General features: G+C 51.9%; 10 protein-coding genes. 4 read left to right on the forward strand and 6 right to left on the reverse strand.

Going from position 1 to position 18,387, the window contains the following annotated elements; translation table 11 throughout:
* Positions 1 to 33 precede the first annotated feature (33 nt).
* From DZK30_RS21930 to DZK30_RS21945, 4 genes are all read left to right on the forward strand, one after another.
* A complete protein-coding gene (locus DZK30_RS21930; protein WP_118976327.1) occupies positions 34 to 645 on the forward strand; it encodes a DNA-3-methyladenine glycosylase in 612 nt (203 codons plus the stop codon).
* Positions 646 to 1,603: 958 nt separating this feature from the next.
* The gene (locus tag DZK30_RS21935) at positions 1,604 to 5,731 is read left to right on the forward strand and encodes a hypothetical protein (RefSeq protein ID WP_118976328.1); all 4,128 of its coding nucleotides are present in this window, start codon (positions 1,604 to 1,606) and stop codon (positions 5,729 to 5,731) included.
* 7 nt (positions 5,732 to 5,738) lie between these two features.
* The gene (locus tag DZK30_RS26050; protein ID WP_162903325.1) at positions 5,739 to 6,650 is read left to right on the forward strand and encodes a T9SS type A sorting domain-containing protein; all 912 of its coding nucleotides are present in this window, start codon (positions 5,739 to 5,741) and stop codon (positions 6,648 to 6,650) included.
* Between the two features lie 527 nt (positions 6,651 to 7,177).
* Positions 7,178 to 9,097 (forward strand): T9SS type B sorting domain-containing protein, encoded by a 1,920-nt coding sequence (locus tag DZK30_RS21945; RefSeq protein WP_162903326.1) that lies wholly within the window; start codon positions 7,178 to 7,180, stop codon positions 9,095 to 9,097.
* 4 nt (positions 9,098 to 9,101) lie between these two features.
* On the opposite strand, the gene DZK30_RS21950 is transcribed toward DZK30_RS21945, so the two are convergent.
* The 6 genes from DZK30_RS21950 to DZK30_RS21975 form a co-directional block, all read right to left on the reverse strand.
* Entirely contained in the window at positions 9,102 to 11,057 is a 1,956-nt protein-coding gene (locus DZK30_RS21950) for a tetratricopeptide repeat protein (RefSeq protein WP_205529526.1), read from the reverse strand.
* A 146-nt stretch (positions 11,058 to 11,203) separates the two neighbouring features.
* Positions 11,204 to 12,904 carry a T9SS type A sorting domain-containing protein gene (locus DZK30_RS21955; RefSeq protein WP_118976331.1) on the reverse strand — a complete coding sequence of 567 codons (1,701 nt, stop codon included), beginning with the start codon at positions 12,902 to 12,904 and terminating at the stop codon, positions 11,204 to 11,206.
* Positions 12,905 to 13,254: 350 nt separating this feature from the next.
* Positions 13,255 to 14,274: an aldo/keto reductase gene (locus tag DZK30_RS21960; RefSeq protein ID WP_118976332.1), complete on the reverse strand. Its 1,020-nt coding sequence runs from the start codon at positions 14,272 to 14,274 to the stop codon at positions 13,255 to 13,257.
* Between the two features lie 145 nt (positions 14,275 to 14,419).
* Positions 14,420 to 16,345, reverse strand: coding sequence for a gliding motility-associated C-terminal domain-containing protein (locus DZK30_RS21965; RefSeq protein ID WP_118976333.1), 1,926 nt, complete (start codon positions 16,343 to 16,345; stop codon positions 14,420 to 14,422).
* Positions 16,346 to 16,719: 374 nt separating this feature from the next.
* Positions 16,720 to 17,910, reverse strand: coding sequence for an MFS transporter (locus DZK30_RS21970; protein ID WP_118976334.1), 1,191 nt, complete (start codon positions 17,908 to 17,910; stop codon positions 16,720 to 16,722).
* A gap of 80 nt (positions 17,911 to 17,990) precedes the next feature.
* The gene (locus DZK30_RS21975; RefSeq protein ID WP_240432970.1) at positions 17,991 to 18,269 is read right to left on the reverse strand and encodes an ArsR/SmtB family transcription factor; all 279 of its coding nucleotides are present in this window, start codon (positions 18,267 to 18,269) and stop codon (positions 17,991 to 17,993) included.
* Positions 18,270 to 18,387: the final 118 nt, after the last annotated feature.

Here is an 18,387-nt window from a genome sequence, read left to right on the forward strand (position 1 = left end):
AAGGCTATTGCCGCCTGATCTTTATTTTTGCCTATGACAAAGCTGGATGCCACCTATTACCGGAACAGGGATGTTCTTTTCCTCGCCAAAGACCTTTTGGGCAAAGTGCTTGTTACCCATGCAGAGGGCAAGCTTACTTCAGGTCTCATTGTCGAAACGGAAGCTTATGCCGGCGTCGTGGATAAGGCATCGCATGCCTATGGCGGCAGGCGCACCCGGCGTACGGGGCCGCTGTATGCCGGAGGGGGCATTGCCTATGTTTACCTGTGCTACGGTATTCATCACTTGTTCAATATTGTCACTTCGATCGAAGAGGAGCCACATGCTGTGCTGCTACGCGCCGTAGTGCCCCTGGAAGGAACGGAATGGATGGAAGCCAGGCGGGGTATGCCGGCTACGAGGGTGGCTATTTCATCGGGTCCCGGCGCAGCCGCCAAAGCCTTGGGAATCGATCTTGCTTTTAATGGAAGAAGCCTGACGGGCGACGATATCCGGATCGAAGACCGGGGCATCCATTATCCCGCTGAGGCTATAGCTGCGGTTCCCCGTGTCGGCGTTGCTTATGCAAAGGAAGATGCGCTGCTACCCTGGCGGTTTTTTGTAAAGGGCAATCCCTATGTTAGTAAACCCAATAGCTTTAAGTAATGATCTCCAGGGGGCCGGTATCAGATGTTTAAAGCTTTGGTGCCGTACTGAGCCGATCAGGAGCCGCTGCAGCACGGTTACGTTTACACTGTGCTCAGCAGCCGGCGGGGGCATGTCATAACGCCGTGTATGGTTCGCCGGCTGATTAAAGCGAATAAGTAAAATAGAGCTATTGAGGACGGGTATAAAGCCTTTGGCATTCATTAGATCAGTTTTGTACAGTGTATTTTTTGCAGTTCTCTCCTGCGCCCCAACTGTGCTTACATGTTTTGTACCGGTGGAAAACCTATAATAGGTGGCCGCTCATTGCCAGGATGTCCCGGTTGTAAGCCTTTAACAGCACAATACTTTGGTTTGCCCATTATGCTTTCGGTTGTTCGTTTTTTCAGAATTGACCAATACCCGGATGCTACTTTATACGTCCGTTTTTTTCCTGAACCTGCTTTTGGGTAATCCAAATACCTTCTGTATCAATCAGAATGTACTCCGCCTCATTCCCGGATCTTTCCGCCGCCTTGCAGCCGATAAGAAAACTGCTGTTCCCGTTGTAATGAGGCAATGTTGTTCTGTGCACAGGCTCCGCCCGCCAATTCGGTAAGCACAGCACTCTTTCCCGGAGGAAAATCTATTTCCTGTTTTATACAAACCAAAATAAAGATGTTTCGTATTTTTAAAATACGCAAATTACTACAAATCACCTTGTTTTAAGTGAATAAGTTGTAAAATATAAACATTGTTTATAATTTAGCATTTTGTTAGATTGTTGAAAAAATCCTCATTCTGGTGTGCCTGCTTATTGCGGTCAACCCAAAAATGTACCATCCAATTAAAAGAGTTAATCATTTTATCTGCTATGACGTCTTCGATCAACCTGTCGACCAGGGCGCCGCCATAACGTGCTACCCATGCCTAGCTGAACCATCGCTCCTTTCCTTGACTGACCAAAAAAATTACACTTATGAAAAGAACATGCGTATCTTTCAACAGTTCGCTGCTGGTCTGTGTCCTGTTCCTGCTGCTCTCCTTAGCAGCGCGGGCCCAGATCTTTATTACGTACCCCACGCCGGCCCAGGGCCTTACCCGGCAACTGGATTCCTCGCTTCTGACCGTTAACGTTGCTTTTGCTGCTGCCTGCAACAATGCCGCCGTCAATATCCGGTTCCCTGCAGGAGTCAATTATATTCCCGGTAGCGTGGCCAAGACCGGTGGCTCTGCATCTGTGGGGATCACAGCTACCGGCAGTTCGCTTAGCTCTCCCACTTTCAGCATTACCGGTGTGACCGGGGTATCCGATATTACCTTTACCATCAGGCGAAAAGCGCTATGCAATGCGCCCGCCGGCAGCAAGGATACGGTAATGGTAACCGGCGATTGCGGAACACAAACGGAGAACACCGGTACTGTCAATAGCTATGCGATCATCTCCCCTTCACTGACCATGCCAGCCGTAGCTCCGCTGAACAATGCGGTGAATAGCGCTATGATTACCCGTACGCTTTCCGTGATCAATGGCGGCAACGGTTGCCTGGATACCTTGTACTTCTTCATCCGTTATCCTTCGTCCGGTATGCAGCTGCAAAGCCTAACGGCCAACGGTAATACGATTACCAGCTATCGCAGCAATGGCGATACCCTGTTCTTTAAAGCATCGGGCGCTGAGCTCAGCGCCAATGGCGGGCTCTGCAATGGCGGCACAGTAGCCTTTACCGAGACTGCCACGATCAAACGTTGCAATACCACCACCACCTTCGGGGCCCGCTGGGGCCATGCCGACGATGCGACGGCCTGTCAGACGGTGACCGCTACCGGCACCATGAACATGGCACCCATCACCGTCAGCACCAATGTTACCTTTAATGCCAGCCAGGAAATGGCTACCTGCGGCCAGAGCGTCTTTGACCTCACCTATGTCAACGGCAATACGGCCAATGATACCACACCCGGCGGCCGTATCTTTAACGTGATCCCTACTTATACTCTTGGCGGCGCCGAGGGCATCGACAGCATACGCCTGTATATGGGCGCTGCTACGATGAGCAATGCCATACCTTATACTCAGAGCGGCAGTACCTACCAGATACCGATGTCGTTCTTGAGCGCCGATCCGGATGGTCCCGGCGGTCTGCAGGACCTGGACGGCGACGGCCAGTACGACGACCTGGTGCGGGGCGGCAGCTTTCGGCTGCGGTATTATATGCATTTTGGCTGCGGAGCCAACATGCTCGCCCGTCCTCAAAGCCGTTTGAATTATACCGATAATTGTGGCACCCTTAAACAGGGGCAAGGTAGTATCGGGGATACAGGCTTTCCTGACATGATCTATGGATCTACCTTCAATCCCCGGTCCCGGAATGCTCTCTATCCTACGGTGATCAGCCCGGGAGCGCCTTTTACCATAGTAGTGAACCAGAGTATGCAGTCCAACTGGCTGCCCTTTCCGGCGCCTACCAATACCTCCTATTTCAGCCTGCTGCTGCCACCCGGCCTTTCCCTGTCAGGCACGGGTAACATTACCCGCAACGGCGGGGCCGTGCCGGCCGGCCAGGTAAGCGTTCATGCTGCTGCTGTGCCTTTGGCTCCCGATACCCTGGTGGTCGTTGCCGGCACTGGCTTCACGGCCGGCAACTTTTCGATCGACCTGGTCAATAATGGTGCGGCTACGACCATTACCAGCGGTTCTTCCAATGATTATGTGGCCGACAACAGCTGTAACTGTAAGATTACCGGCCTGCCCCTGCAGCTATACAATATAGCTGTTGTACAGCCGCCCGGTTGCCCCGATATGATCGCCAATAACGGCGCCCTTTTTGCGCGAAAGACATTCGGCTATACCAACAACACCATGACTACCCGTGTAGCGGCCGCTGCGGTCACCGGTCTTGCCGCCATCACGGTGGCGCAATCCGACAGCTTTACCCTCAGCCAGGGCGGTGTCAATCACGGTAGCCGCAGCAATGCCTATTATAATTTCCAGGTCAGAAAAGAAAACAGCGCCAACCTGGTTACTTATGGGCGTGGTATTTTCTATATCAGGAATGGTCTGGGGCAGATCTCCAGCTGCGTCATGCCTGCGCCGGCCGATTCCAGCACAGCTATGCTTCAACGGCTGGTCTGGAACCTGAGTGGCTGCCTGCCGCCCGGCGGCCTGGCAGAGGGCGACTCGGTATGGACGGAGGTTTACTACCGGCTGGAAGAAGCCCGTTCCAGTACCCGTACGGCAGTGGATAGCACGGCCAGCTATTTTTTCAGCCGCTCGGGTGGCGCACAGGATACGCTTCAGATATGTAACCGTTCGCCCTTCTATTTCTACGCAGTGAAGCCTGTTTTAACGAGCAATTTCAACGCCGGTTTTGCTACCGCCCCGGTGTGCGGCGCCGTCCCTGGTTCCCCGGCTTTCGGCTATGGTTTTGCCGAGGGCGACCTATACCCCGGCGAGTTCCGGCCCTCGGTGATCATCGACTCGATGAGGACCACTTTACCGGCTTATTACAACTTCGGCAGCCCAATGCCGCTAAACTATACCGCTGCCGGCGCGCTCACGGTCAATGTCGCCACCACCGTTGCCGGTAATATGATCAGGGCTACCAATCCGGGCCCGGGCAATCCTGGTTACTGGGCCCCGGCCGATATCGGCGATCAAAGCGCTCAGGGCAGTTATGGGCGGATCGCCAACTTTTTGATAAGGGCCTCCTCACAAGGAGCGGGACAAGCCGGCCAGAATATGACGGTAACCTATTATGTGCGCAGGAATGCTTACGCCGACCAACCGGTAACCGATGTGATCGCCCAAAACGTATTCATCCACCTGACCCAGCAGCCGCAACTGAGTGTGACCAACCTGAGCGGGAATGTACAGGTTATACAGCAGCAGAGTAGCTGGGATATCTCGGTAAGCAATACCGGCCCCAATGCCTCGCCCAATACCTGGTTGCAGCTCAATCCTGCTGCCGGAACCGGCATAGTGGTCGATAGCGTGTGCCCCCTTACCGGTTCGGTAGCCGGTATGGCGCTTAGCCAATTGGGTTATAGCCAGGGCACCTGGTACCAGCTGCCTAATGTGCCAGCCAGCCAGGCGCAGCAATACCGGGTATTTTTCCATGCCACCAACTGCCAGCCGGGTACACTGGTAGCCCGTGCCGGCTGGAAATGCGATGGCTATTATCCCGATCCTTCCCAGGCGACCTGGACTTTGCCCGCCACCAACCTGACGTTCTCCCTGCAGCCCAGCCAGGTTCAATTCTCGATCGGCAGCCAGCCTACGCAGCCGATACCGATGTGCAGCACCGATAGTGTGGTGCTGGATATGAACAGCGCACAGGCGGCCAATATCACTAGCCCTGCCATAAAGGTAACGGCGCCGCAGGGTATGACCCTGACGGTACCTTTTGAGGTTGAATATCCCTTCAACAGCGGCAACTGGCAGGGCATTAATCCCGTATTGGCGGGCGGCAGCTATAGCATCGACCTGTCGCAGCATACCGGCATGGGGATCAATGGCCTGCCGGGTACCCTCTCCAATCCCGATGCTGAGGACAGGCAGGCCCGGCTAAAAGTCCGGTTCACTACTGATTGCTCTTTTGCCAGCGGAAGCCAACTGGCATTTGTGCTGCACGGTCAGCGGCCCTGTGGAGAGCCCGCGCCCGGCGATGGCGTTTCGCTGCGTAGCAACCCGGTCCATATCCTCGGCGCGCCACCGGTCGTCAGCAGTGCTGCGACACAAATCGACATTGCTGCTCCTTCTATAGGTTGCAGCAGCGGCACTACGGTAGACCTGACTATAACGCCGGTGGGCGCGCCATTGGGCGTAGATACAGCAGTATATCAGCTGCCGAAAGGAATACAATATGCCGGAAGCTTCACTCCGGGCGCCAATTGCACCGGCTGTGTGCTGGCCGAGGAAGTGCGGTCCGACGGCTTGACTTATCTTAGTGTAGGGCTACCGGTGGGGTCGCCTGCCAACACACCCATCCAGTTCAGCTATACTATTGCCACCGATGGTGCTACCTGTGGTTCCGATTCGATAGCATGTACCGTCGAACGTTCGGTGATACCGCCCCCTGACTTGTGGCACAGTAATTTGCAGTAGTAGTAAAATGATCATCGGCAGCGCCTTTTCTGAGCCGATAGCGATCAACAAACCGGACCTGGTATTGTCCGCTGCCCAAAGGATCTCGGGCAATTGGATGCCCGGTCAGCAAGGGGAGGCAGCCTTTACGTATGCCAATAACGGTACGCTTTCGGCGCCGGCCGGCACCTACCAGGCCGAATTCTTCTGCGATCCGGTGGCGGCGCCCTTTTTTACGGCGATACTTTCCAAAGCGGTAGCTCCGGGTGCTTCACAAACAGATACTGTAAACCTGACCTTCCCGGCCAGCGGATGCAGCAACCAGTCGGCAATTACCATTAAAGTGCGGCCGCTGACTGCCGGCAATACAACACAATGTTTGTGCGCCGAAAGGTCGGCGGTATTCAGTACGCCGCTGCCCGTAAGCCTGCAAACTTTTGTCGCGAAGGCTGAACAATGTACGGCACTCCTGGCCTGGACCACGGGCACGGAGGTGAACGCCGGCCGTTTTGACATTCAATATTCGACCGACGGCCGGTTATTCGAGACCATAGGCAATGTTTCCTACCAATACCCCGGAACCGGCGGCGATTATGCTTATACTTATGTTTTGTCTGGAGAACATAACTTTTTCCGGCTATCGATGGTTGACCGTGATGGAACGGCAATATTAAGCCGGACAGTTGCGGTACCGGCCCATTGCGCTGCAGAGATCGGGATCAGTCCTAATCCGACGAGCGACGACATCCATATCAACGGATTGCAGGCAGGCGATAGGCTTTATCTCTATGGCATCGAAGGCAAATTGCTGGTGTCGTTTAAGGCTAAGAGAAAAAGAGAAACCCTGCCTATGCATACCCTGACGCAGGGTTTTTACCTCCTTAAAGTATTTAACAGCACAGGACAGGTAAAGGCTACCTTTAAAGTAAACAAGCTATAGCAAGAGCATGGTGTCTCACACAGAAGCGGGCTGCACGGATTTTTCCGGGCAGTCCGCTTCGTTCTGCCAGATAGGTTCATTGTCTCTTTAACGGAGGAAGGGCTTAAACGCCGGTTGGTCTCCGCTGAAGTCTGTCCCTGGCTGTAATAACAGATTTGAGTAATGCAGGATGAAACAGTGCAGCATATCTCTGCCGCTTCATGCTCCGGATAGTCTGCTGCCCGGTGCCGGCAATGCCGGCTTCTTTCCGGTGTTTTCTTATCTCCCCGTATTTCCTTGCATGTGTTTTATCGTTAATGCTACCCGCATTTTCATGTTGGAGCGTATTGGTTTTGTTTTCGAAGATGAAAATGTGTTAAATGAAATGTGTTCATTGTCAAGACTATCTTTGTCCTTTTTTTTGTCCTCTTGGTTGTCTTACGCTTTGTCTATACCTGTTCCCAACAAATGATGTCTTCGATGAATAAATTCACAAGACACAATTTATGATTTGTAACCGGCAACCCTTCAGCCTAAATCTTTCACGCATGACTCGGTCTTTTTTTCTCTTTTGGGCATTATTTGCAGCAGGTCTTTCCCTGCATGCACAGAACAGCTGTAACGGTGTATGGGGTCAGTTCCTGGTCAACCAGACCTTTGGCCAGGGAACAGCGACGGATACCTGGTACGGACCATTGAGCGCCTATGCGCCCGGCGCCTCGACCTCCACGACCTTTGTAGGCGCCGCCGGTCCTGTAGGCGGTGTGTTGAGCGATGGCTTTTCGGGCCTGGCTAAGCTCCCCTCCGCCAGCGGACAAGGCAACTGGGTATCGACGCCCGATCATACCGGCAATACCAATGGCCTGATGTTCCTCATCAACGCACCCTCCACTGCTGCTACCGTCTTCTTTGAATATGTGATGGATAACCTTTGTCCCAATACGACATTAAAGCTCTCGGTATGGATACTGAATGCCAATGATCCTTCGCTGATCACCAATCCTATTTACCAATATCCCAATATGACGCTTAAGGCCGTTGACGGGGTTACCAACGCGGTGCTGGGTACCGCCGAATCGGGTGATGTGGCCGCCGATGAAGCCTGGCACCAATACTCGATCGTATTCAACAACGGCACCAGCACCAGCATTAAGCTACAGCTGGTCAACAACTCTGTCGGTTCGGGCTGGGGCAACGACCTGGCTATTGACGACATTACTGTGCAACCCTGTGTACCCGAATCCCACATATTGCCCAAGCTGGACGAGACCGTTTGCCAGAATACGGTCATCGATTTTGATGCCAATGTGATCAACAGCCCTTATAATCCGGCAGAGTATCAATGGCAGTACACTTCAGATAACGGCGTTACCTGGCAAAACCAGGGGCCACCGAGCGCGGGTACCCACTATTCCTTCAATACAACCGGTCTTGCGCCGGGAACTTACATGGTGCGGTTTATGACCGGGCCACAGGGGCTTACCGGCAATTATAATTGCGTCGCTGTAAGCGATACCAGCATTATCGAAGTGGCGGAGTTCCCACATACGACCATAGATGCATCGGTATGCGCGGGCGTCGCCTATGAATTTTACGGCCGCTACCTGGGGGTTTCGGGGAGCTACGATACCTTGATCAAAAGCGGGCCGGCCGATATCTGCGGTACGCTTTATACCTTAAATCTTACGGTAAAGCCACTACCTTTTGTCGACATTGCCGGCGACCGCAGCCGCGATCTTTGTATGGGCGATACCCTGCAGCTGGCTGTAGGTAACCCGGATGCCGGCGCCACCTACCAATGGCTGAACGAGCGCATACCCATCGAAGGGGAGACAGGCAGTGTATACAAAATTATTGCAGGCGGCAACTACCGCGTAGCCGGCCTGCTCGACGGTTGCGCCGACACTTCTCTAAGGGTAAAAGTGACCGAAAGGGAGGTACCTGAAGCCGCAATCCGCTACGACGCCATCTCGCTATGCACTTACGATACGCTGGTATTCGAGGCTGTGCCGCAGGCTGCAGGTTCCTACTACAATTGGGAGCCGGCCAAAGCGTTTCGCCTGTTGGGCGGAGAAGAAGGGATAAGCGTACAGGGTACCTTTAAGGAGAGCCAGAAGGTATACCTTACGGTATACAGCCCCTACGGTTGCCATGCTGTCGATTCGGTACTGGCCCTGGTGCATCCCTGTTGCCAGGCCCTGGTACCGACGGCATTCAGTCCCAACGGCGATGGTCTTAACGATTACTTTAACCCGGCCCTGAAGCCCGGCCAGTTGCTGCTTACCCTGAAAGTATTTGATCGTTACGGGAAGCTGGTGTATGACAACGACAATATACAAAAGGGATGGAACGGCAGCTACAGGAATGGGACTGCAGCCAATGCAGGCACCTATATGTATATGATGAGTTATACCTGCGACGATAAAAAAGTGTATGAGCTGAGGGGCGATCTTACCTTGCTACGATAGGCCGCTAGCGGCTGTCCATCCGCTTGAAGATCTCTTCTTCCGTGATGCCCAGCTTTTTAAACAACCTTAGTTTTGTTTTCCTTACCGAATCAGGCGAGATGCCCAGGGCACTCGCCTTTTCGTTTATCGACAAGCCTATTTTGGAGAGTGCCAGCAGGCGTATCTCTGCATTGGTAAGGCCGGGAAAATGCTGTTCGAGATGTGCAAAGAACTGGGTATGGATCTGGCCGAAGGTCTTCTTGAAATCGCGCCAGTCATCCTCTGTCAATATGGTGGCCTGCTGCAGCTTGTGCAGGATCTCATCGTTCTGCTGCTGGTCGTAGCCCGACGTCTGGTTGAGCAATGCCAGTTCGTGCTTTGTCTCTTCCAGAAGCTTGCTTTTTTGCTTCAGGGTACTGATGTAGGTATCGAGCAGTTGCCGGGCATTGCCCAGTTGTCTTTTGGTGTGTGTTTTTTCTGCCTGAACCCGTCTGACCAATTGCCAGCCCGCCAGCGCCATTAGCACCACAATAATAATCACGCCCTTTCGCTCGGTACGGTGCCGCCTGCTTTCGCTTTCCAGCAATTTGATATTGGCCTGGAGCTTTTCCGCCTCCAGCTTGCTTTTTACCCTGTCCGCAGCCACAATGTCCATTTCCTTTGCAGCCTTCTCCTGGTAATAGAGAAAGGAGTCTACGAAACGGATGGCTTTTGTTGCATCCCTGCCTTTGTTGATCTCGAAGAGGTTGAAGTAATATCCGGCATACACCTTGTTTTCATTGGCGGCAAACACAAGGGGTGCGGCATCCTGTAGTATTTTATCGGCGGAGTCCTTTTCCGAAAGGGCCAGGTATATTTTCGCGATATCGATGCTGGCCCTGGCGGCGCTGGCGATCTGCTGTGTTGCCTCGCTTATCTGCACATCCCGGTACAGGTAGGGTAGCGCCTCCCGGTATTGTTTTTTACGGAACAGGAGCTCGCCTATATTACCGCTTACGATACCGGTCCAGTCGGCGACGTGCGCCTTGTCGGCCAGTTTGAAGGCGTATTGGAAATAATACCCGGCGGAGTCGTAATTACCCATCTGGCGATAACACAAGGCAATCGTATTATAGGCATCGACTACTTCCCTCATTTCTACCGTGCGCTGAAACTTTATGCCTTCCAGCAGGAAAGCAAGGGCGTTCTCATAGTCGGAGAAAGAATAAAATGTGTTGCCCAGCATGGCATACAGTTCGAAGGTATTGGGAAATGCGGCAAGGCCTTTTTCTGCCGCCATCTCTTTGGCACGGATGATGTATTCAAAGCCTTTGGAATAGGCCGGGGTTTTACTGAGCGTATACCCTTTGAAGAACATGGCTTCAATGTATAAAATATCGGAACATTTGGGCTGTGCCAGCACTTCGTCGAAAAAAGGAAGACAGGTTATTGACCTGAATTTATTATTGGCGTCCAGCAGGAAACGGTATTTACCCTTCAGGAAAATGACGGTAGTGCGCAAGGGGCACGATTTCCTGGCTTCTGCTATCTGCATCATGCCGTCCAATCTGGCTAAAGCCGTTGCGGAATCGGCATATTGGAGCTCATCGCTGAAAAGGCGAAAGCTATAACCGATCAAAGCATCGTCTTCCAGGCGACTGAGCGAATCGGAAGGATTGCTGCGCGCGATAACGGTTTTACAGAACAACAGACAAATAACCAGTAAAAGCAACGGAGCCTTTTTCTCGATGATCTTTGAGCAGGTATAAAATGCCCTTGACGGCTCCTGCCTGGCAAGGATAAGTATCCTGGCACAAAGGCCGGCTGAGTAGCTTTCTTTGTGCTGATGGAAAAGGATAGATGCCCGGCGCCGGACCAGTGAAGTAGCGTTTAAAGAAAACATAGTGATCAGGGCGAAAGTAAAAAAATGTTTCGATAATACGCCGCGTATCTGTATCGCCAATGACCCGGGCTGCCGCGCAGATACAGGAGCTTCAGACAAGCAATGCATTTTACAGACGGCATCTTGTAACCGTTACGAAGCCAATTGTTATTCCGTGCTTTGTTCCGAAAACAAAATACCCTGTGACCAGCCGGTCACAGGGTATTGCATTAATGGGGCTATTGGGCTACCTGCAGTTAACCGGCTTAGTGAATACTTATTTTACGCACTTCTGAGCTTTGGTCGGCATAACCGATGCGGACAACATAAATGCCTGGTACCAGGATGTGGGCAAAGTGCTGTTGAAAGTTGCTGCTATTGATATTCCCGGCTGTCAACAGGCAGCGGCCGTCGATAGAGAGCAGCTGCACGGTAGCAATGGCTTTGTCTGTTGTTATGCGAAGGTGTTCGGTATTCATTTGTACGGTGCTGGCACTTTGAAGCAGGAAGCCGGTATTATCCGGCGCCGTGCCGCGTTGTTCGGTTTCACATTCAGGGATCGCTTCCACGCGGACATCGCTCACTTTAACCATATCCAAGGTAGCGGCATTGTAGGAGCCGTATGTGGTTATATTGATATCATCTGTACGCTCCCGTAAGGTATTATCGGCCACTTTAAGCTCGTATAGATCGGTGCAGGACATTTCGCCTATAGTAGAAGCATTACCTGTGCCAAACTTGAAACCATGCTGTTGGTTGAAGCGGTCGGCAGCAAATGTGTAGATACTCCCCGGATCATCGGTGGTGTTGGGGGCACCATCTCCTTGTGTAATGCCAATACCGGAGAAGTGCCATATGTTGGCTTTATTGATGTCTCCGTTAAGCAAATTATAGTGTAAGGTGCTTATCTGTCCTTCATGATCGCTGAAATTGAGGTGTAGCGCGCTCACAATAAAGTAATCCATGCCAGTGTATCCCTTGATACCATGGCCATCGTGACCCATGCTCATACGCCATTTGCCGCCTGTCAGGTGATAAGCCCTTCTCCAATTACGTGTGGTCGGATCTGTTTTCTGCTGTATGCACATATCGCCATCTGCATCCATAAAAGCCATGGAGAGCTGATACTGGCTGCCATTGTTAGCATAAGATCCGTTCATCTGTACGCCGGCTACTTCATCGGTCCCCGTTAGCGATAGGAGATTATACTGTTCGTATTTGTTACCCCAATTGCAGAAAGCTATGGATTTGCCCTGTGCTATGCCGGTACCATAGAAGGATGTTTTCGTGCCCGGATTGATAAAGCCATAATGATCTAAACGCAAATAATAAACGGATTTGTATTGTTCCGGGAGAAGTGATGCCGGGTTGTATTGTAATACCTTGTACTGAGCCGTAACAGGGTTGAACAACAATTCCATTACACTTTGTTTACCGTCTTTTTTTACTGTACAGAGTACATGCAGCTCAGCGTGATTTGCATCCATGATGACATCAAAAGCACGGAGTAAAGTAAACCCGGAAGGTAAAGCCTTAAGTTCCCAGGCTTTGTCGAGATTGCCGTTAATCCTGTTGTAATACAGTATGGCTGCACTTCTTACCGTGCCCGATACTACCTTTTCCGCAAGTAAAAAGAAGGACGTACCCACGACGCCCGATACTTGCAGCTTACGTGCCACAAGCTGTTCGCTGGTGCTATTCAGGCGATAATGCGTGGCATAGCTCATACTACCCGTTGCGCCCCGGAAGCGCATGGTACCGATGGCCGTATTGCCACTGGGGAGGTCGAGGTTGTAAGCGTCCAGCGTTTCGGCCAGGGTAGCATTATTCTGCTCCCAGGCAGCATGGTCGGCAATACGGGTGTATTTGTCGCCGTTGATCTTAATGTAATAACTCTGGGCCTGGGCGGCAATACCGGCCGTCAGTAATTGAAGGGCTATCAGCCGGGGGATCATGGTAGATCTCATAAGTTTTGAATGTTGGTTTGGTGGTGAAAATGTAATATACTTTTTTTAAAATGATTATAATCATATATTGTACAGGCGACAACTTGCTGTACAATAGTGATTAACTCTTAGACGGTAACCAAACTCCCGTTCTTAGTCAAGGAAAAAAAAATCTGCACTGGCTAAAGAATTGCGGCGGGATGGTATCCGGAGGACGGAACGGCAATCGGGATAGGAGTTTTTAAAAAAAGAGGCTGTCTCCTACACTTGCTTGCGCAAACATAGGATACAGTCTCTTTTGGGACGCAGCATGCTCTTTACATGAATGATCGCAATCGCTCTTTGTTGCAGTCCAGTAGTGTCCGGCGCTTTTAAAGGATATCTTTATGCACGGTATCCTGCAGCATCTGGTTAAACCAATGCGGGTATAACGGCGCTTTTTCCGACAGCTTGTCGAGGGTAGCGATGTCGGCCGCCGAAAGGGGTACGTCAATAGCACCCAGGTTATCTTCCAACTGATGCATTTTGCTGGCGCCGATAATGATGCTGGCAACAACAGGCTTGCTCAGCAGCCATGCCAACGCTATTTGCGCTACGGATGCCTGGTACCCGGGAGCCATCTCCCTCATTTTATCAATGATCAGGAAACCTTGTTCCTTATCGGTAGGCAGCAGGTCGAAGCCGGAAAGGCGGTTATTTTCATCTTTCAGGTTTTCGCGGGTATACTTGCCGCTCAGGAATCCGCTGGCCAGCGGGCTCCACACCGTCATACCCATGCCTGCATACTGCATGAAGGGGATAAGGTCCTGTTCCGCGTCCCGGCCGGTGAGCGAATAATTGAGCTGTGCGTTAATGAAGGTAGCCCAGCCATTGTCGCGCTGCATCTGGTAAGCCACTGCCGCTTTCCAGGCCGACCAATTGGAGAAGCCTACATACCTTACTTTACCTGCTTTTACCAGTTGGTCCAGCGCCAAAAGCGATTCTTCCAGCGGCGTCCAGGGATCTTCCTTATGAAGAATATAAAGATCGATATAATCTGTCCCAAGGCGCCTCAGGCTCTGATCGCAGGAGTACACGATGTGTCGCCGGGAAAGACCGGCCTGGGTAACAGGTTGGCCTGTGCGAAAACCTACCTTGGTGGCAATGATCACGTCGTGCCGCCGGGGCGCCAGTATTTTGCCCAGCATCAGCTCCGATTGCCCGCCGGAGTAGCCGTCTGCCGTGTCGAAGAAATTAATGCCGTTGTCCAGGGCTTTGCCTACCATGGCCGAGGCGTCAGCGTCTGATACTTTGTAAACGCTGGGCATCGAAGGGTCGCTGCCGAAAGTCATAGCGCCGAAAGAAAGCCGGGAAACAATGAGGCCCGAATGGCCGAGTGTGGTGTATTTCATCCTGTAGATAAATGTGACTTAAAAGTACACACTATCGATCCGCAAAACAAAAAGGCAGCTGCGGGCTATGGTAATAAAAAATGAAAACCTGCCGCCCGGATGAGCATCTGGTAGCGTCACGTCACAACAAGCGTGTACAACAGGCTTAGCGGAGCAGGACAACATCCCCCTTCCGGTAGAAGGACTCCTGGCGAATACCGCCACTGAAGCTGAGCTCATAAAAATAGGTCCCGGGGTCCGCAGGCCGGTTATTGAAATAGCCGTTCCAGCCTTTTGCGGGGTCATTGCTCAGGTACACCCGCTGCCCGTAACGGTTAAACACCGCAAATGCGAAATGCTGTACGCGACAATCCGGCGCGATGACCGGGAGCAGTTGATCGTTGATGCCGTCTCCGTTAGGGGAAAAGGCATTGGGTACATTAAAGCCGCAATGGCAGGAGATGAGTCGGACCGAAACCGTATCGGAAGCAGTGCAGCCTTCATTTTCGATACGGGCCCAATACCGGCCCGTTTGGGTAGCAGCATAGCGGCTTCCGGTGCTGCCATCCTGCCACAGATACGAGGCGCCGGGAAAGTCCGCATTCAGTGTGAACCCTGATTCATCGCAAAGCAGGGTATCGGGCCCCAGGTCCAGCGATAGGGTATGCTCTTTTACGGCAAACGTATCAACGCGGGTGCGGCATTGGTCTTTATAGCTTACCCAGTAAACGCCTGAAGCCTTCACCGTTAGAGTGCGCTCTGTACTGCCATCATTCCAGTGGTACTCAGAACCGGCATCTGCGGACAATACCACAGGTTGCTGGTTCCCGTCGACGATACAAAGAGATGCAGTATCCTGCTGGTTAAATGCAGTATCCACCGGCGACAGCAATACCTCGGCAGGCAGGCCGGTACGGCTTTGATGCAATAGCGGTACGCTGTTGATCTGGAAGTCGCATGCCAGGCCGGCCAGATCAGGCTTGTTGATCGTATGCAGGAAAGGGCAGGCGCTGGTGATATAGATCTTACCGTTGTATTGCCGCAGGTAACCGGGCAGGTTACCGGTTGTATCTACCCGTCCGACAAGCACCTTTGAGGCCGTAATGGCGAGCGAATCGTGACTGCTCACATCATATTGAAGAATGTCTATACCGGAGCCGAATATTTCGGGATGGGCCCTGTAGGTTACATACAGCTTGCTGCCGTCGGGAGAAAAGGCAGGTATATAAGTACCGTTGGGGACCAGGCCGCCCAGGTGCACCGGGTCCGATACCGTGCCGGTCGACCGGTCCAGCTTATAGATCAGCAGACCTCCCGGATTGTTCATATCATTAAAGCCCCATTCCGCTACAGCCATCCGTTTCAGATCCGAAGTGACTGCCATGCTATGACAGCTATAAGAAGAAAAATAGGAGGCAGTGGGAGTCGCTATGGGAACAGGATTCAGGCCCGATGCCGTAATGTGATAAGCTAGGAAGACGGGTGTTGTTTGCAGGTGGACCATGAGCCAGATGTCGCATTGCGTGCCGGGAATGGCGATCATGCCTTCGCTCATCAGTGCTGTATTGAGCGGTATATTCTTTTGTCCAGGTACAATATCACCTTTGCCTCCGTCCAGGCTCATATCCACTATGGAATAAAACAAATTACCACCCATGGGCGGGTTGCCGGCCGCTGTACTGGCGCCTCTTAGTGAAAAGATATAATACTGATGCGGCGTGCCGATAACGGGAACGATACAAACACCCTGGATGGTGCTGCCGGGCACATTAAAGGGCTGTGAACTGTTGCCCAGCAGCGAATCTCCGTTGGGCATGGGCATATGGTCGCGGTTGAAGCATATGGGACCCGCGCAGTAAAAAAGAAGTGCTCCGGTACGTGGATCGGCTACAGATGCAGCGCCCTCCCAGCAATCCACCGCCGAGGTAAAGGGCAGTCCGGTATTAAAATCCATCCCTGCTTTCTGGCCGAAGACCCATACGCTATTGGCTTTGATAAAGCCCGACTCCTGGTTGTAGTATTGTGCCTGCAGGCTGGTGCAGCTGCAGCAAAGCATCAAGATGATGAGGGTATACAATAGGGGCCGGTTCATGAGAATAGGGTTAAACAAAGGATTGTGCTATCCCGGTAAAGCGCGGATCTGCTGCCGTTGCAGTTTTCGATACTTTGGTCCTGTCAGTAGGAATGGCAAGTTAAAGTAAGACCCTCTACGATTTCCCACCGTTGGGCATAAGCCCGGAGTTAGCCAAAAATACAGGTTTTCCGGGATACTTTCTGGCTGTAAACCGGCAATAGTTCTTGTAGTGGCTGCAGCGTATCAATAAGCAGATGAAATTCTTTGTGTATGGGCAGCAGGTACAACAGCGCTCAGGTAAAAAAACTTCTGGTCCTGGCATGTCACAAAAATGCCGTGACAGGCTCAGGGAACAGACCATCACGGCAATTTCAATTTAAGGCAAACTATGCTCAGGCATGCATCACTACAGGCATCGCTTCTTTTTCCGCTTCGGTGGCTTCTGTCACCACCGGATGTTGCTTGCCTACCCGTATAAAACTTAGCGCCAGGGTAGCGGCCAGCAGTGAAATGCTCATCCATACCACCTCGTGCACACCATAATGCGCAATCACGAAGCCGCCCAGCATAGTGCCCAGCGATATGCCAATGTTATAACAGGAAGTCAATAAGCTGTTGACCAATTCCAGTGCACTATGCGGCACCGAACGGGTAGTGCGGATATTGCCGATAAGGAATCCGCCGGTATGTATGGCGCCCCACAGCGAAAGGATAAACACCATCGCTATAAAGATGCCGCCGAAGGTATAGGCAAGCAACTGGGCCAATATCAACGATGCAAAAAAGATGCGTGTGGTCAGCATTACGTTCTTACTAAGGGCAATGCCGGTGAGCCAGTTGCCCAGTACACCCATGCCACCGAACAGCAACAGCATAATGCTCACCTGTGTGCCATTCATGTGGGTAATCTTTTCCATATAGGCGGCGAGGTAGCCATAGCTGGAGAACATACCGGCCAGCATGAGTACGGTAGAGACCAGGTTGAGCCATAGCTGCGGGTTTTTCAATACATACAGCTGGCTGGCACCTGCTTTTTTCTTCGGTGTGGGCATTGAGGGTACAAAGAACAGAAGGCCCAGGAATGCGATCAGGCTCAGCAGGCTGGACAGGTAGAAGGAGGCCTGCCAGTTGTGGAAGAACTCAGCGGCGTAGGTGGTGATGGGAACACCCATAACGGTAGCAATGCTCACACCTGACATGACTACGGAGACGCCCTTGCTTCCCGATTCTTTCAGGGCCACTGCCAGAGAGATATTCCAGAAAAGCGGGTGCAGTACGGCCGGGAGCACACGGGCGATCATCAGTACAGTAAAATTGGGTGAAAATGCAGAAAGCAGGTTAGATACTATAAATACGGCCAGGACGGCAGACATGAGCAACTTACGGTTAAGCCTGGCGGTGAGCGCGGTGATCAGTGGTGACGACACCGCTACCGTCAAGGCGAAGGCACTGAGCAGCCAGCCCGCAGTATCCAGCGATACGCCAAACACCTTGGCCAGGTTGGGTAGGATACCGATAACGCCAAACTCGGTGGTGATAATACCAAATGCGCCAAGGGCCATTGCATAGATCGATCTTTTCATTGGTTTTATTTATTTAAATATTTAAATGTTTCGATGTATTATAAAAGTGGGTTACTTGCGTTAAGCGTATAGGAAAAAGGCTATTTTTTTAAAGCATTGAGGCCATTAATATAAGCGTCCAGCACTTTTTCATTTAAAACGTACTTCAGGTTCCTTCCCTCTTTCTCCGGTATCAGCAGGTCGGCATCGACCAATTGCTTCAGGTGATGCGATACGGAAGGCTGGGTCAACTCAAGCATTTCGGTGATCTCTGAGCAGTACAGGCAGCCTTTCTTTCGCTTGAATTGCTGGAGAATGGTAATCCTGCTGGCGTCGCTCAACGCGCGGGATATCTTTTCAAATTTTTTATTATCCATCATTAGAAACAGATGAAATTCCGGGGCAAAGGTAATAGTAAAACATAGAAACATGTAAATGTTTCTATCGTCATTGCTTAAGTACCCATTGTCTTCTTTAATACCTTGTAGCAACAATGAA

The sequence above is a fragment of the Taibaiella koreensis genome, assembly GCF_003545715.1.
In the GTDB taxonomy this organism is placed as follows: domain Bacteria; phylum Bacteroidota; class Bacteroidia; order Chitinophagales; family Chitinophagaceae; genus Taibaiella; species Taibaiella koreensis.

Bases quoted from the DNA above. Each gene is read 5' to 3' on its own strand.
- DZK30_RS21930 (WP_118976327.1), top strand. From the start codon at position 34: ATGACAAAGCTGGATGCCACCTATTACCGGAACAGGGATGTTCTTTTC.
- DZK30_RS21935 (WP_118976328.1), top strand. From the start codon at position 1,604: ATGAAAAGAACATGCGTATCTTTCAACAGTTCGCTGCTGGTCTGTGTC.
- DZK30_RS26050 (WP_162903325.1), top strand. From the start codon at position 5,739: ATGATCATCGGCAGCGCCTTTTCTGAGCCGATAGCGATCAACAAACCG.
- DZK30_RS21945 (WP_162903326.1), top strand. From the start codon at position 7,178: ATGACTCGGTCTTTTTTTCTCTTTTGGGCATTATTTGCAGCAGGTCTT.
- DZK30_RS21955 (WP_118976331.1), bottom strand. From the start codon at position 12,904: ATGAGATCTACCATGATCCCCCGGCTGATAGCCCTTCAATTACTGACG.
- DZK30_RS21960 (WP_118976332.1), bottom strand. From the start codon at position 14,274: ATGAAATACACCACACTCGGCCATTCGGGCCTCATTGTTTCCCGGCTT.
- DZK30_RS21965 (WP_118976333.1), bottom strand. From the start codon at position 16,345: ATGAACCGGCCCCTATTGTATACCCTCATCATCTTGATGCTTTGCTGC.
- DZK30_RS21970 (WP_118976334.1), bottom strand. From the start codon at position 17,910: ATGAAAAGATCGATCTATGCAATGGCCCTTGGCGCATTTGGTATTATC.
- DZK30_RS21975 (WP_240432970.1), bottom strand. From the start codon at position 18,269: ATGATGGATAATAAAAAATTTGAAAAGATATCCCGCGCGTTGAGCGAC.